The organism is Actinoplanes sp. NPDC000266, assembly GCF_042899005.1.
In the GTDB taxonomy this organism is placed as follows: Bacteria; Actinomycetota; Actinomycetes; order Mycobacteriales; family Micromonosporaceae; genus Actinoplanes.
The window spans coordinates 190,831-204,309 of the sequence record NZ_JBIAZI010000013.1 but is presented as its reverse complement, the minus strand read 5'-3'; the positions used below and the strand labels follow the sequence as shown (position 1 = coordinate 204,309).

Annotated in this window: 13 protein-coding genes and 1 pseudogene; 7 read left to right on the top strand and 7 right to left on the bottom strand. The window is 69.3% G+C overall.

Annotation, left to right across the window (positions count from 1 at the left end):
* The first annotated feature begins 51 nt into the window (after positions 1-51).
* Positions 52-1,686 carry a glycoside hydrolase family 43 protein gene (locus ACFY36_RS42045; RefSeq protein WP_499751516.1) on the top strand — a complete coding sequence of 545 codons (1,635 nt, stop codon included), beginning with the start codon at positions 52-54 and terminating at the stop codon, positions 1,684-1,686.
* Here ACFY36_RS42045 and ACFY36_RS42040 read toward each other — a convergent pair.
* Complete coding sequence (locus tag ACFY36_RS42040) at positions 1,674-2,210, bottom strand: MBL fold metallo-hydrolase (protein ID WP_499751619.1); 537 nt, start codon at positions 2,208-2,210, stop codon at positions 1,674-1,676. The two genes, ACFY36_RS42045 and ACFY36_RS42040, sit on opposite strands and share 13 nt — an antisense overlap.
* A gap of 143 nt (positions 2,211-2,353) precedes the next feature.
* Here ACFY36_RS42040 and ACFY36_RS42035 point away from each other — a divergent pair, with 143 nt between their 5' ends.
* Positions 2,354-2,740, top strand: coding sequence for an acyl-CoA-like ligand-binding transcription factor (locus tag ACFY36_RS42035; RefSeq protein WP_499751515.1), 387 nt, complete (start codon positions 2,354-2,356; stop codon positions 2,738-2,740).
* A 24-nt stretch (positions 2,741-2,764) separates the two neighbouring features.
* Here ACFY36_RS42035 and ACFY36_RS42030 read toward each other — a convergent pair whose 3' ends face one another.
* Both ACFY36_RS42030 and ACFY36_RS42025 read right to left on the bottom strand, forming a co-directional pair.
* Positions 2,765-3,796, bottom strand: a complete 1,032-nt coding sequence (locus ACFY36_RS42030; RefSeq protein ID WP_499751514.1) for a hypothetical protein — start codon at positions 3,794-3,796, stop codon at positions 2,765-2,767.
* Between the two features lie 122 nt (positions 3,797-3,918).
* Positions 3,919-4,515: a TetR/AcrR family transcriptional regulator gene (locus ACFY36_RS42025; RefSeq protein ID WP_499751513.1), complete on the bottom strand. Its 597-nt coding sequence runs from the start codon at positions 4,513-4,515 to the stop codon at positions 3,919-3,921.
* A gap of 89 nt (positions 4,516-4,604) precedes the next feature.
* Here ACFY36_RS42025 and ACFY36_RS42020 point away from each other — a divergent pair, with 89 nt between their 5' ends.
* Positions 4,605-6,716: an MMPL family transporter gene (locus ACFY36_RS42020; protein ID WP_499751512.1), complete on the top strand. Its 2,112-nt coding sequence runs from the start codon at positions 4,605-4,607 to the stop codon at positions 6,714-6,716.
* Here the strand turns inward: ACFY36_RS42020 and ACFY36_RS42015 are convergent.
* The 4 genes from ACFY36_RS42015 to ACFY36_RS42000 all read right to left on the bottom strand — a co-directional run bounded on the left by ACFY36_RS42015 (position 6,666) and on the right by ACFY36_RS42000 (position 10,393).
* On the bottom strand, positions 6,666-7,748 hold the full coding sequence (locus tag ACFY36_RS42015; protein WP_499751511.1) for a hypothetical protein: 1,083 nt from the start codon (positions 7,746-7,748) through the stop codon (positions 6,666-6,668). The two genes, ACFY36_RS42020 and ACFY36_RS42015, sit on opposite strands and share 51 nt — an antisense overlap.
* 2 nt (positions 7,749-7,750) lie before the next feature.
* Complete coding sequence (locus ACFY36_RS42010) at positions 7,751-8,284, bottom strand: RNA polymerase sigma factor (RefSeq protein ID WP_499751510.1); 534 nt, start codon at positions 8,282-8,284, stop codon at positions 7,751-7,753.
* Between the two features lie 16 nt (positions 8,285-8,300).
* The gene (locus tag ACFY36_RS42005; RefSeq protein WP_499751509.1) at positions 8,301-9,251 is read right to left on the bottom strand and encodes a sugar ABC transporter substrate-binding protein; all 951 of its coding nucleotides are present in this window, start codon (positions 9,249-9,251) and stop codon (positions 8,301-8,303) included.
* A gap of 167 nt (positions 9,252-9,418) precedes the next feature.
* Positions 9,419-10,393, bottom strand: coding sequence for an SAM-dependent methyltransferase (locus ACFY36_RS42000; RefSeq protein WP_499751508.1), 975 nt, complete (start codon positions 10,391-10,393; stop codon positions 9,419-9,421).
* A gap of 129 nt (positions 10,394-10,522) precedes the next feature.
* Here ACFY36_RS42000 and ACFY36_RS41995 point away from each other — a divergent pair, with 129 nt between their 5' ends.
* From ACFY36_RS41995 to rox, 4 genes and pseudogenes are all read left to right on the top strand, one after another.
* Positions 10,523-10,936, top strand: coding sequence for a hypothetical protein (locus ACFY36_RS41995; protein ID WP_499751507.1), 414 nt, complete (start codon positions 10,523-10,525; stop codon positions 10,934-10,936).
* 16 nt (positions 10,937-10,952) lie between these two features.
* A pseudogene (locus ACFY36_RS41990) lies at positions 10,953-11,335 on the top strand (transposase); the annotation flags it as partial.
* Positions 11,336-11,639: 304 nt separating this feature from the next.
* Positions 11,640-12,014: a PH domain-containing protein gene (locus ACFY36_RS41985; protein ID WP_499751506.1), complete on the top strand. Its 375-nt coding sequence runs from the start codon at positions 11,640-11,642 to the stop codon at positions 12,012-12,014.
* A 38-nt stretch (positions 12,015-12,052) separates the two neighbouring features.
* Complete coding sequence (rox, locus tag ACFY36_RS41980) at positions 12,053-13,477, top strand: rifampin monooxygenase (RefSeq protein WP_499751505.1); 1,425 nt, start codon at positions 12,053-12,055, stop codon at positions 13,475-13,477.
* Positions 13,478-13,479 lie beyond the last annotated feature (2 nt).

The window sequence follows — 13,479 nt, the reverse complement described above, 5'->3', positions numbered from 1 at the left end:
ACTTTCCGCAGGGACTTCCGCAACTTACATCGGAGTCCGTAACTTACGAGGATGACGACGAGTGCCATCACGGGGCGAGCCATCCGGAACCCGATTCTCAGCGGCTTCCATCCGGACCCGTCGATCCTGCGGGTCGGCTCGGACTACTTCATCGCCACCTCGACCTTCGAGTGGTATCCGGGCGTGCGGATCCACCACTCCACCAACCTGGTCGACTGGCGGCCGATGGGTGGCGCCCTGACCGAGAGACGGCTGCTCGACCTGACCGGCGCCGGCGACTCCAACGGCGTCTGGGCGCCCAGCCTCAGCTACCACGACGGCCTGTTCCACCTGCTCTACGCCGACGTGGCGACCTTCGAGGGCGGTTACTGGGACCCGCGGAACTATCTGGTCACCGGCCCGACACCGACCGGGCCGTGGTCCGATCCGGTGGCGCTGCACGGCCGCGGCTTCGACGCGTCGCTCTTCCACGACGACGACGGCACGACCTGGATGCTGTCGATGATCGCCGACTGGCGGCCCGGCCGGAACCGCTTCGCCGGCATCTCCATCCAGCAGTACGACCGGGAGGCCCGCCGCCTCGTCGGCGATGAGCACACGATCTTCCAGGGCACCGGGGCCGCCCTCACCGAGGCGCCCAACCTCTACCGCAAGGACGGCTGGTACTACCTGGTCACCGCCGAGGGCGGCACCAGCTGGGAGCATCAGGTCACGGTCGCCCGCTCCAGCCACCTGCTCGGCCCCTACCTCGCCGACCCCACGGGACCATTGCTGACCTCGTACGGCCATCCGTCGCTCACCTTGCAGAAGGCGGGCCACGGAAGCCTCGTGCGGACACCCGCCGGCCAGTGGTACCTGGCCCACCTCGTGGCCCGCCCCTACACCCCGCTCGGCCGCTGCGTGCTGGGCCGCGAGACGGCGATCCAGGAGGTCACCTGGACGGAGAAGGGCTGGCCCCGCATCACCGACGGCGTGCCGGCCGACTCGCTTCCGGCCCCGCGCGGGGTCACGGTGGCCGAGGTACGCCCGGTCTCCTCCGAGGAGAACGAGCACGACGACTTCGACGAGCCCGCCCTGGGCGTCAACTGGTCGACGCTGCGCCGCCCGGCCGCACCGGACTGGATCGACCTCGCCTCACGCCCGTCGTTCCTGCGCCTGCGCGGCGGCCAGTCCCCCATGGGCCGGCAGCGCCCGAGCCTGGTCGCCCGCCGCGTCGTGGCGGCGAACTGCACCTTCGAGGCGACCATGGAGTTCACCCCGCGCAACTACCGTCAACTGGCCGGCATCACCGCGTACTACAACACCCGCAACTGGTACTTCCTGCACGTCACGGCCGACGACGACGGCACACCGGTGGTCGACCTCCTGGCCTGCGACTCCGGCCGCGTGGCGGTGGTACCCGGCGTCCGCTCGGCCTTGACGGCCGATCGGATCGGACTTCGCCTGCGCTTCGAGGGCCCTCAATTGCGTTTCTCGTACGCCCGTGAGCCCGGCCCGTCCGCCGACTGGACCGACGCCGGGCCCGCACTGGACGCGACCACCCTCTCGGACGAGTACGCGGCCCACGTGGTCGACGGCGAGCCGTCGGCCTGGGGCTTCACCGGCGCCTTCACCGGCCTGTGGGTGCACGACCTGGGAGCCGAGGGCGCCTACGCCGACTTCGACAGCGCCACCTACCGCGCCTGAACCCAGCCGCCGCAAGGGGCGATCCGCCCGAACGACGGATCGCCCAGGTGCGCCGGGGCGAGGACGATTCTGCTCCTCGGCCTCGGCGAAGAGCCGAGCCCTTTCGGCGGTGGCCAGCTCGATGACCACGTGCCCCGGCACGGGCATGACGCGCACGCCGGGCAGGTCCTCGGCGCCGTAGGGACGCAGGACGCCCGCCTTGGCCGCGGCCTCCATGATCTCCCGCGTGGGTTCGTCGCCGTCCAGCAGCGCCCAGTCCTCGGCGCCGTAGTGGACGACAGCGTTCGGAAAGAACGGGACGTCGTCCTCCAGATCCAGCCGACGTGGTCGAGGTGCAGGTGCGTAAGGAGGACGGCGGTGACGTCCTCGGGCGCGACGCCGGCCTCGGCCAGGGCGGCGGGAAGCTTCCCGGCCAGCGCCAGGTGGGACGGGCTGTGCTCGGTGGCCAGCTCGACCGGGAACGGCAGGGCGAGCTCGCCGGCGCCAGCGTCGATCAGGAACGCGCCGGCCGGGCCCTGGACCAGGTGGGCGCCGATCCGGATCTCGTACGTCCTCCCCCAGCAGCCCGGGGAAGCGGTAAAAGGACGGCGGCAGGTACGAGGACCCGTCCCGCAGCACGGTCAATTTCCCCACGAAGGAGGACGCGGTCCTCCAGCCGATCGAGGCCTTGGGCCCGTCGATCGCCGCCGAGCTGCGACGGCGCCCCGCCTCGGAGTCCCCGGCGACGGCGTTGAGGGCAGCCTTCGAAGTAGCCGTCGACTCGGTCACCGCCGACCCGGCCACGATGGCCACGGTGATGCGCCTCAGCCGAAGCGAGCCGGCCTTGCTCGGCCGCCATTTGCAGCAGCAGGATTTGTGGGTGAGCGCTCTGGCCGAGGCCTTGGGCGAACGCCTGAACCGGCCGCCCGCCTCCCCACGCTCACGAATGGAGTGCGGCTTGATGATGCCGGCTTGGGAAAAGGCTTTGACCAGCTGCTACGAGCACAACGACTTCACCCGCGCCGGAGCCGAGCTCGACTCCGCTCTGACCGAGCTGCGCACCTTCCTGAGTTAGCGCGGCCTCGTCACGCCTTTCGGCTCAACGTCGTTGAGGCGTATAGCGCAGCTGGTACACCTTTGGCACATCGCCGATCCACCGGTAAATGATGATCGCCGACAACAGAGTGCGCTTCAGCCAGCGGGTGTTGGCGCGACCTTCCGCCTCGTCGGTGATCCACCCTTCCACATGTTCAGGCAGGCCGAAAGTAAGCGTGTACGCGGACGGCGCATCCGCGGGCGAGCGCAGCCAACGGCTGGCTTGCTGCGATTCCGATCCGGGTGTGTCGTCGCGCCGCAAGTGGACATTGTGTTCGGGATACCGCTCTGCATACTCGGTGAATTGCACGATGCTGTCCGGCGTGGTGCCGGTCAACGTGAGAATGAACGGCGCCGGAGGAAACGCGAGCAGGAATTCGCCACCGTTATAGGCTTCCAGGCTCGCCTTCATGGTGGCTGCGACGTCATACAAGGCCGACACGACCGCATCCGTGACGGGCGGAGATGGTTGGGCGGCGGTCTCCAGAACGGCACGAAAGGCCGTCCTCATAACGCCCACTCCACCGGGTCCGTCGACGTACGGACGGGCACCGCCGGCAGCCGCGCGGACTGCACGACGGAGTGCAGCGAACATCGGCAACGACAAATCGACGAGGCTGACCTGATGCGCCAGCGCGAACCGCTGGGCGTCGGCGGTGAAACCCGACCGAGAGAACAATGCGTAAACGTACCGGTATCGGCCATACGGACCGTCGGATACGTGAAATTCATTGATGTCGGCCACCGTCGCCGAGGCATTACGCACCAGATTGAGACCGACCGGACGAGCCTGGCCGTAGTATTTGGCTTCGACAAACATTCGGATGGGCAGGGAGAACGGCGGGGTGAACGCGAAATCACCAAGCACGTCAGCCTGATGCTCGGCGCCGCGTCCCCGGACGGTCAATCCGGCCCCGTTGGCGGCGAGGCCACTGTTCGGTGATGGTGCGACAATCAGCTGGTAGCCGCTGTTGCGGAGCAACCAGGCCAGCGCTTCTTCCAGTACGTATCCACGAAGCTGATAGATCGTCGGCACCCCAGAACCGTACCGGATCTTCAGCCGGCGTTGACGTCCTTGGCCCCGCGAGCGGGAAGCACCTCGAAGAATGTTCTTTTGAGACACCGCGCCGCCTTTTCGACTGACTGCCGTGGCGCCCGTCAGCCGAGGCCGGCAACGTAGCCGAGCAGGGCGCGTTTCAGCTCGGCGACCAACGCGGCGCGCTCCTCTCCGCCGGCGGTGACGATCGGGACCATCAAAGCGGCGACGATCTGGACCGCGACCATGGCGGCGCGGGCGGCGTCGGCGTCGGGCAGAGCCGGGAAGCGGGCGTGGATCAAGGCGGCCACGCGGCCGGTGACCGCCTCGTGCAACGGGCGGGTGGTGGCGGTCAAGGCGGCCGGCATCGCCGTGGTGCCGAACAAGGTCTTGGCGCCCGGGTTGGCGACGTTGAAGGCGACCAGCGGGTCCACCACGCGGGAGATCAGGTCGGGTAGGGGCAGGTCGGCCGCCGCGGCCTGGTCGAAGGCGGCCGCGTGGGCCGCCCGCAACTCTTCCAGCAAGCGCTGCGACAGAGCCTCGGCGATCGCTTCCTTGTTCGGGAAGTACTGGTAGAGCGAGCCCGGTGACATGCCGGCGCGGGCCGCGATCGCGTTGGTCGAGGTCTTCTCGTAGCCGACCTCGGCGAACAGCGCGAGCGTCGCGTCCAGGATGTCGCCGATCCGGCGCTCGCCTCTCGCCTGCCGCCGCACGGGCATACCTACCCCCTTGCCTTTTACGAGCGGTCGCTCGTATTCTTCGGAAACACGATCGATCGCTCGTATTTTCGCACACCGGGAGTCCTGCGATGATCCTCTACCGCCGTCGCCGCCTCGTCCTCTTTCTCGGCCTGCTGGTCACGCTGGCCGCCGCCGTGCTGGCCACCGGCACCATGAGCCGTCTCGTCCTCAGCCGCTGGGAAGCACCGGGCACGGAATCCGTGCGGGCGCAGCAGGAGCTGGCCCGCTTCGGCACCGGCAACGCCAACCTGATCCTGCTGGTCACGGCCAAGTCCGGCGGGGTCGACGCGCCGGCGGTCCGGGCGGCGGCGGACGCGGTGGCCGGGGAGCTCGCCGCCGAGCGGGCCGTCGCCGATGTCTGGTCCTACTGGACGCGGGACCGGGATCCGACGATGCGCAGCGCCGACGGGCGGGCGGCGGTGATCCTCGCGCACGTCGGCGGGGACGCGACCACGGCCCGGATGGAGATCCGGGAACGGCTCCTTCCGGCGTACACCCGGGACGACGGCACGATCTCGGTGCGGGTGGGTGGCAGCGAGGCCGTGTCCAGTCAGGTCAGTGAGCGGGCGGCGGCGGACTTCGCCCGGGCCGAGCTGCTGATCGTGCCGCTCATGCTGGGGCTGCTGGTGTTGCTCTACCGGCGGGTGCGGCTGGCCCTGCTCACGCTCGGGATCGGGGTCTTCGCCGTGGTCGGGACGCTCGCAGGGCTGCGGGTCGTGGCCGGTTTCACCGAGGTGTCGACCTTCGCCGCGAACATCACGCTGGTCATGGGCGTGGGGCTCGGCATCGACTACAGCCTCTTCGTGATCTCGCGCTTCCGGGAGGAGCTGCGCCGCGGGGTGCCGGAGGCGATGGCGGCCACCATCGGCACAGCCGGGCGGACCGTGGTCTTCAGCGGGCTGACCGTGGCCGCCTCGCTCTCGGCGCTGCTGCTCTTCCCGTTTCCGTTCCTGAGATCTTTCGCGTATGCCGGAATGCTCGTCGTCGCCGTAGCGGTCGCCGGCGCTTTGACGCTGCTCCCGGCCGCCCTCGGCGTGCTCGGACACCGTGCCTTGCGCCGAGGCGGGGCCGAAGGAGGTGGCGGCTTCTGGCATCACAGCGGATCGGCGGTCGTGCGCCGGCCGGTGCTGTTCGCTGTGGTGGGGCTCGTGATCGTCGGAGTCCTCGGCGCGCCGGCGCTCGGGCTGCGGATCGGGCTGCCGGACGATCGGGTGCTACCGCCTTCGGCTTCGACGCGGCAGACCTATGACCTGTTGCGGGCGGGCTTCGCCACCGAGGCCAACGACGCGCTGCATGTGATCGGCGGGCGGCCCGACGTAGTAGCGCTATCGCGGGTGCCCGGCATCGCGCAGGTCAACTCCCCCGCCGGCGTCTTCGTGGCCGGTTCCCGCGTCGGCGACCTGCCCGATCTGGAGCGCTTCGTGCGCGGCGACCTCGCGCGCGTCGAGGCGATACCCGCCCGGGCAGCGCTGGCCGGCACGGGCGTACCGGAAATGGTCGAAGCCGTGCGTAACGCTTCTCCCGACGCCCTGGTCGGCGGTTTTCCGGCCGAGCTGACCGACTTCCGCGCCGCCCTCACCGATCGGATCCCGCTGGTCGGCGGGCTGATCCTGGTGATCTCGTTCGTGCTGCTGTACGCCATGTCGCGCAGCGTGCTCGTGCCGGTCAAGGCAACCGTGCTCAACCTGCTCAGCCTGGCCGTGATGTTCGGCGTGCTGGTCGTCGTCTTCCAGAACGGCGCGCTGGCGGACGTGCTGGGCTTCACTCCGATCGGGACGCTCGATCCGGCGTTCCCGATCCTGATGTTCTGCGTGGCCTACGGGCTGTCCATGGATTACGAGGTGCTGATGCTGTCGCGGATCAAGGAGAGCTACGACCGGCACGGCGACAACACCCGCGCGGTTCTGGAGGGATTGACGCGTAGCGCTCCCCTGGTCACCGCGGCCGCCGCGATCCTGGCCCTGTCGTTCTCGCTCTACGCCACCGGCGAGGTCATGTACCTCCAGATGATCGGTGTCGGGGCGGCGGTGGCGATTCTGGTCGACGCGACCGTCATCCGGGGCGTGCTCGTGCCGTCGCTGATGCGGCTGGCCGGCCGGGCGAACTGGTGGTCGCCCGGCCGGCGCCGCTCACGGCACGGTGAACGGCGTGAGGAGCCGCTGGGTGCCGCTGTCAATTAGCACTGCTCCGCGTACGGACTGGTCGTCCTGCCAGGCCAGTTCGACGGCTGTCCCCTGGCCGTCGACGGGCGTGGCGGCGATCCGGCGGTCGATCAGCACGCGTCCGTCCCCGGCGTCCAGTAGCGCTACTCGGAAACCGTCCTGGCCCAGGTAACCGACGGCCAGCCGGTTGCCGTCGCGGTTGAGCCGCAGACTGGTCAGATGAACGCAGCCAGGCAAGTTCGGCGGCCGCGACTCCCTGATCGAACCGTCGCTGGTCACCTGCCTCACCTGCGGGTGGCACATGTTCGAGGCTGCGTCGTACGCGACCGCGGTGGGGATGCTGTCCAGCGCGATCAACTGTTTGGGTATCCGAAGCAGGAGCCTCTCCCAGCCGGTCGCCAAGTCGTGCGAGTAGTAGCCGTCGGGACGCCACAGATACGCCGTCGTTTCGGTCGCGGCGGCCAGCGTCACCGGTCTGTCCTTCTGCCGTACATTCCGCGACCGCTCGACCTTGCCGTCCGTCCCGACGACCACCAGATCAACGGCGACTCCGTTGGGTGTCGGGCCGTCGGTGATCTCCACGCCCGGGGGCAGGTCACGCGGCCCGAGCCCGACCACGCGGCCGTCGTCGAGCACGGTGAACCCGTCCCATCCTTCGGTGCCCGTGACGGCGTACGTCTGAAGACGGCCGTCACCGAGCAATTCTCCGACGCGTTCCCGCCTGTCGATGGTCACGGCGGCCTGGCCGCCGATGCTGTAGCTGCCGGCGGCGTGATGCAGCAGGAGCCGCTGTGGCCGATCATGCGCGATGGAGGGCGCCGGGCTCGGCTCGACCACTGGCAGGCTCGCCCGTTCCCGCGTCCGCAGCGCGAAGCCGGCGCCGACCACCATGAGCACCGCCACGAAGCTGGCGACGGCACCCACGTACCGCTGCCGGCGCCGCCGGTCCGCCGCCCGTCGATAGACATCGCCGAGCGCGCCCGGGTACCCGATGGCCGTCTCCGCTGCCTGCCGGACCGCGACGGCGACGTCGCGAGGAATCTCGTCCATGATCACTCCTCGGTGCTCAGCGCGGATCGGAGGGTGGCCAGCCCCCGGGAGAGGCGGCTCTTCACGGTTCCTTCGGTGAGCCCGAGCGCGGCGGCCGTCTCGGCGGTCGACAGGTCGAGCAGGATGCGGCAGGTGAGAACGGCCCGTTGCGGGGCCGGCAGCATCGCGAGCGCGTCGCGCGCCACTATCGCGCCGTCCGGCGGCCCATGATGCGGGTGCGCGTCGTCCTCGACCGGCGGCCGTTCGCGGCGCAGCTTGCGCCGCCATGACGTCGCCCAGTTGAACCCGACCCGGAAGACCCAGCCGGCCGGCGACTCGAGCTCGCCGACCACCGGCCATCTCGCGTACGCCCGGGCCATCGCCTCGTCGACGGCCTCGTGGGCAAGGTCGTCGCGGCGCAGGGTTACCGCCAGCGCGCGGTAGACCCGGTCCACATTGGCCCGGTAGAACGCCTCGAAGCCGTCGACATCACGGAGGGCCGGCGCCTCGCCGGCCCTCCTTGTGGAAGCCACCATGTCCGGTACACGCGGGAGCACCGCGAAAGGTTCCCCCTTACAAGCAGTACTTCGGGGCCTCGGCCACATTGTCCTTGGTGATCAGCTTGATCGGGGCCTGGGCGATCTTCTCGGCCGGCTGCTCGTCGAGCAGGGCGAGCACGTTCTTGACCGCGCCCTGGCCGATGTCGGTGGCCGAGTTGGAGACGGTGGCCGAGAACCGGCCGTCCTTGACCGCCTCCAGGCCCTGCTCGGTGCCGTTCACGGTGACGATCTTGACGCTCTTGCCGGCCGCCTTGAACGCCTCCAGCACGCCGAACGCCATGTCCTCGTTGGCGACGAACGCGTACTTCAGGTTCGGGTGGGCCTGGATCATGTTGTCGGCCACGTCCTGGGCCTTGCCCCGGTTGAACATGCCGGGCTGGTTGGCCACGACCTTCACATTGGCCGGGAGGCCGCCGGTGAAGCCCTTGACCATGATGTCCGAGGCGGCGCCGGGCGCGCCCGCGATCACGCCGACCTCGGCCGGTTCGCTGCCCGCGTCCTTGGCGATCCACTCGGCGTCCAGCGCGCCGACCTTGCCCAGGTCGACCACGGTGGCGCCCAGGATCGAGCTGGTGTCGTCGGTGATCACCGACGTCAGGTAGATCGGGATGTTCGCGCTCTTGGCCTTGGCGATGTCGTTCTTGAGCGCGTCGACGTTGACCGTCTGCACGACCAGCGCGTCGACGTTGCGCGAGATCATGTCCTCGATGTTCGACAACTCCGTACCCGGGTCCTGCTTCGAATTGGCCGAGATGACCTTGGCGCCGCTCGCGCTCGCCTGAGCCTCGACCGCCTTGAGCAGACAGGTGTGGAACTCGGTGTTGGCGCCGTTGACGAAACCGAGAGTCACGGACTCGCCGCCCGACCCCTCGGCTTCGGACCCCGAGTCGCAGGCGCTGATCGAGGTCGCGCAGAGCGCGATCGCCGCCAGCGCGCTGACGGAACGGAGCAAGGATTTCGGCATGGTGGCCGCCTTTCTTCGGGCTGTCTCCGGGGAAGGACGCGACGCGTTGTGATCAGGACCACTGGGCGATTCCAGTGCGCAAGAACGTAGCAACGGTTTGATATGTCGCTACACGGCGTGACGCGCAACGTAAGGCTGCACGCCACGTCGCGTACCCCGGAGAGGCCCTAAGGCCGGCGAAGCAGGGCGATCCGCCCAAGGTCAATTTCGAGCGTACGAACCAGCTCGAACCCCGCCGCCTCGATCTCACCCACCAGCTCATCGAGCGGCCGGGCAAACGCCAGCCCTTGAGCCCGCGCGACCAGGCGGGGCAGAGTGAAGGCGGCCCGCGCGGCATCATCATCGTCGCCCGGCTCGGCATCCAGCTGCTGAACAAGCAGGATGCCACCGCTCCGGAGACTGCGCAGAATCATCGCGAGAGTGCCGGCCCGGGTCTCCTCCGGAAAGAAAGGCTGGGCCCAGAAGACCGCGTCGTACGGGGCGGGGTCGTCGAACTCGCGAGCGTCCACGGCCCGGATGTCGACCCGGTCAGTCAGCCCCAGCGCCGAGGCCCGCTCGGTGGCCACAGCGGCGACCTCAGGCAGCAGCTCCAGCGAAGTGGCCCGCAACCCAGGCAGCAGACTGGCCGCGGTAAGCACAAAGCCCCCGACCCCACTGCCGACGTCAAGCAGACGCCCATCAGTGATCGCGTCGCGCATCTCCGGCACAGCATCAAGAATCTGGCCGACAACGCCCCGCGCCGCATCGTTGGGCGTCAACGCCACCGACCGGGCGATCACCACACTCTCGGCCGGCGTCACCACCGAGCCACCCGTACGTACGACATCTCCCACCTGCCGCGCGAGCAGAGCCCCCCGCTCGATCTGCGCCGCGAAATCAACCGGCGCCGCAGCCGACAGCGCCCCGGCCAGCTCCCCCTCAAGCTGAAACTGACCGTCCACCCGCACCACAACGCCATGCGCGACAAGGGCGTCCAGCACATCGCCCGCATCATGCCCCGCAAACGAGGCCACTTCCTCAGCAGTGCGCGGCTCGGTCAGAAAAGTCAGATAGCCCCGCTCACGGGCAGCATCAAGCAGGGCGAGAGCCCGAGCCCCACGTTCCCACCCGGCCAGCGTCTCGGTAACCGATGTCGATCCCATGGCTGCATAGTGCCCGCCACCCCAACCCCCATCCATGCTCTTCACCTGTGCCAAGAATCTCCCACCACCGCCCGCGCAACCCACTGGATGTGCCGCGGGCCGTGAATCTGGGCCCGGTACCGCCGGACGTTGGAGAACGCCGCCGTGGCCGGGCGGCCGGTGAGCTGGCGGCTGTTCGTGCGACGGTTCCGCTGCCCGGCGCCGGCGTGCGAAGTGGCGAGGTTCGCGACGCAGATACCTGAATTGACCTGGAAGTACGCTCGTCGGAGTCTGGTGCCGAAGCGAGCGTTGGAGGCGATCGCAGCCGCGTTGGCCGGACTCTCGACCGGCGGCCACACTCGGCCGATCGGCCAGCCGCAGCGTGCTCCTGCGCCTGCTGCGGGCCTTGCCGCTGCCCGCAGCGAGACCAACGCCACCGCACTGTTCCGCGAGATCGTCGCCTGCGGCTACCAGGGGCCGTCCTGGCGGCCTGCCCGTTACTTTTTTGACCGTCCCCAGCCGGGGCTGCTCGGTCGCTCGGTCCGGTATGACTGTGAGGCTTGATCGCGTCGGTTGATTAATGATCAGCGCTGGCACTACCGCTGCCGAGAGCATCCTGCTCGAAGTCGGCTACATCGCCGCGTTCCCCACATCCGGCCACCTGGCCGCCTACGCCGGACTCGCCCCGGTGACCCGCCGCTCGGGCACCAGCGTCCGCGGGGAACACCCGCCCAAGGGCGGCAACAAACAGCTCAAACGCGCGTTCTTCCTGTCAGCGTTCGCGGCCCTCGCGGACCCGCTCAGCCGGGCCTACTACGACCGCAAAAGAGCCGAGGGCAAGAAGAGCACAACGCCGCCCTCATCTACCTCGCCCGCCGTCGCATCGACGTCCTACACGCCATGCTCCGCACCCGAACCACCTACCAGCACAAACCGGCAGAAAAACTTGCCCTCGCTGCTTGACAGAACCCATAGGGACGCCCCCTGAAGGCGCTGGCGAGCCCCGCGCCGACAATGCCAAGAATCAATCTCCCACCAACCCGCGCAACCGGCCTGGAATTGCCGCGCAACCCACCACCAAGCAGGCCCGCGTGACAAAGCTCCCCCACCCGAACCAAAGCGCGGCAGCGAACAGCACCCCACCCCGGTTCGCAAGGTGACCGCCCAGCCGCCTCACCCACCCAGCGGCGCTCAACCACGTCCTGGCCGTCAGGTGACTCCCCGCCGTCCCAGCGCAGGCAATCCCCCACCCACTACCGTGACCAAGGTGATCGACTTCAACAGCCCTTCAGTCTTCAAGCTCAACCCCTGCGACCCCGCCACGGTCCACCCCCAGGTAGCTCCGCTCCTGATCCAGGGCGAGCATCTGGTAGCCGCCTTCCGCACCACCCGAGACTTCGTGACGTTCACCAACAAGCGCCTGATCGCCGCCAACGTCCAGGGCATGACCGGCAAGAAGATCGACTACACCTCCTTGCCGTACAACAAGATCCAGGCCTTCTCGATCGAGACCGCCGGCAACTTCGACCGCGACGCCGAGCTCGACCTGTGGTTCAGCGGCTTGGGCAAGGTCCGCCTCGAGTTCAAGGCCAACGCCGACATCCGCCAGCTGGGTCAGATGATCGCCTCGTACGTCCTCTGATCGCCTCCCCCGCTCTACGGTAGGGCGGGAGGTTTCTCGTGACTGAGGTGATCGTTGCCGGCGCCGGCCCCACCGGCCTGATGCTGGCCGGCGAGCTACGACTGCACGGCGTCGACGTCGTCGTGCTCGAACGCGACCCCGAGCCGACCCCGAACGTGCGGGCCCTCGGGCTTCACGTCCGCAGCATCGAGATCATGGATCAACGGGGCCTGCTCGGCCGTTTCCTCGAGCGGGGCAAGCAGTTCCGGCTCGGCGGTTTCTTCGCCGGGCTCGGCACGAAGTGGCCCGACGGCCTGGACACCGCCCACTCGTACGTCCTCGGTATCCCGCAGACCGTGGTGGAGCGGCTTCTCGCCGAGCACGCCGCCGAGGCCGGCGCCGCTCTCCGGCGCGGGGCCGAGGTGACCGGGATCGTCCAGGACGACTACGGGGTCACGGCCGAGCTGGCCGACGGCTCGCGGGTGCAGGGCCAGTTCCTCGTCGGCTGCGACGGCGGCCGCAGCACCGTGCGCAAGCTGCTCGGCGTCGGGTTTCCCGGTGAGCCGTCCCGGCACGAGACGCTCCTGGGGCAGATGGAAGCCTCGGCGCCGCCCGAGGAGATCGCCGCCGTCGTGGCCGAGGTGCGCCGGACGCAGTTGCGGTTCGGGCTCGGCCCCTCCGGTGACGGGACCTACCGCGTGGTCGTCCCGGCCGACGGGGTGGCCGAGGATCGTACGGCCGCACCGACCCTCGACGATTTCCGGCATCAGCTGCGGGCCTTCGCCGGCACCGATTTCGGTGTTCATTCGCCGCGCTGGCTATCGCGGTTCGGTGATGCCACGCGGCTGGCCGAGCGCTACCGCGACGGGCGGGTCTTCCTGGCCGGCGACGCCGCGCACATTCATCCGCCGACCGGCGGGCAGGGCCTCAACCTCGGGCTTCAGGACGCCTTCAACCTGGGCTGGAAGCTGGCCGCGGCGGTCGCCGGGTGGGCGCCGCAGGAGCTGCTCGACTCGTACGAGGCGGAGCGTCACCCGGTCGCGCTGGACGTGCTCGACAACACCCGGGCCCAGATGGAGCTGATGTCCACCGAGCCGGGCCCGCAGTCCGTACGCCGCCTGCTGTCCGATCTCATGGACATCGACGAGGTGAACCGCCGGCTGATCTCGAAGATCACCGCGATCGGCGTCCGCTACGACTTCGGCTCGCCGCAGGACCTGGTCGGGAGACGCTTGCGGGATGTACGCCTGAAGCACGCCGGCCGCCTCTTCGACCTTCAGCACGCGGGCCGCGGCCTGCTGCTCGACCAGACCGGCCGGCTCTCGGCCGAGGGCTGGTCGGACCGGGTCGACCACGTCGCCGACGTCAGCGACGAGGTCGATGTCCCGGCCGTCCTGCTGCGCCCCGACGGCCATGTCGCCTGGGCCGGCGCCGACCAGCGGGAGCTGACGGAGCAGCTGCCCCGCTGGTTCGGCCCCGCTTAGGG

Excerpts from the sequence above, each read along its gene's own strand:
- ACFY36_RS42045 (WP_499751516.1), top strand. The coding sequence starts at position 52 with ATGACGACGAGTGCCATCACGGGGCGAGCCATCCGGAACCCGATTCTC.
- ACFY36_RS42025 (WP_499751513.1), bottom strand. The coding sequence starts at position 4,515 with ATGCCCGTGCGGCGGCAGGCGAGAGGCGAGCGCCGGATCGGCGACATC.
- ACFY36_RS42020 (WP_499751512.1), top strand. The coding sequence starts at position 4,605 with ATGATCCTCTACCGCCGTCGCCGCCTCGTCCTCTTTCTCGGCCTGCTG.
- ACFY36_RS42015 (WP_499751511.1), bottom strand. The coding sequence starts at position 7,748 with ATGGACGAGATTCCTCGCGACGTCGCCGTCGCGGTCCGGCAGGCAGCG.
- ACFY36_RS42005 (WP_499751509.1), bottom strand. The coding sequence starts at position 9,251 with ATGCCGAAATCCTTGCTCCGTTCCGTCAGCGCGCTGGCGGCGATCGCG.
- ACFY36_RS42000 (WP_499751508.1), bottom strand. The coding sequence starts at position 10,393 with ATGGGATCGACATCGGTTACCGAGACGCTGGCCGGGTGGGAACGTGGG.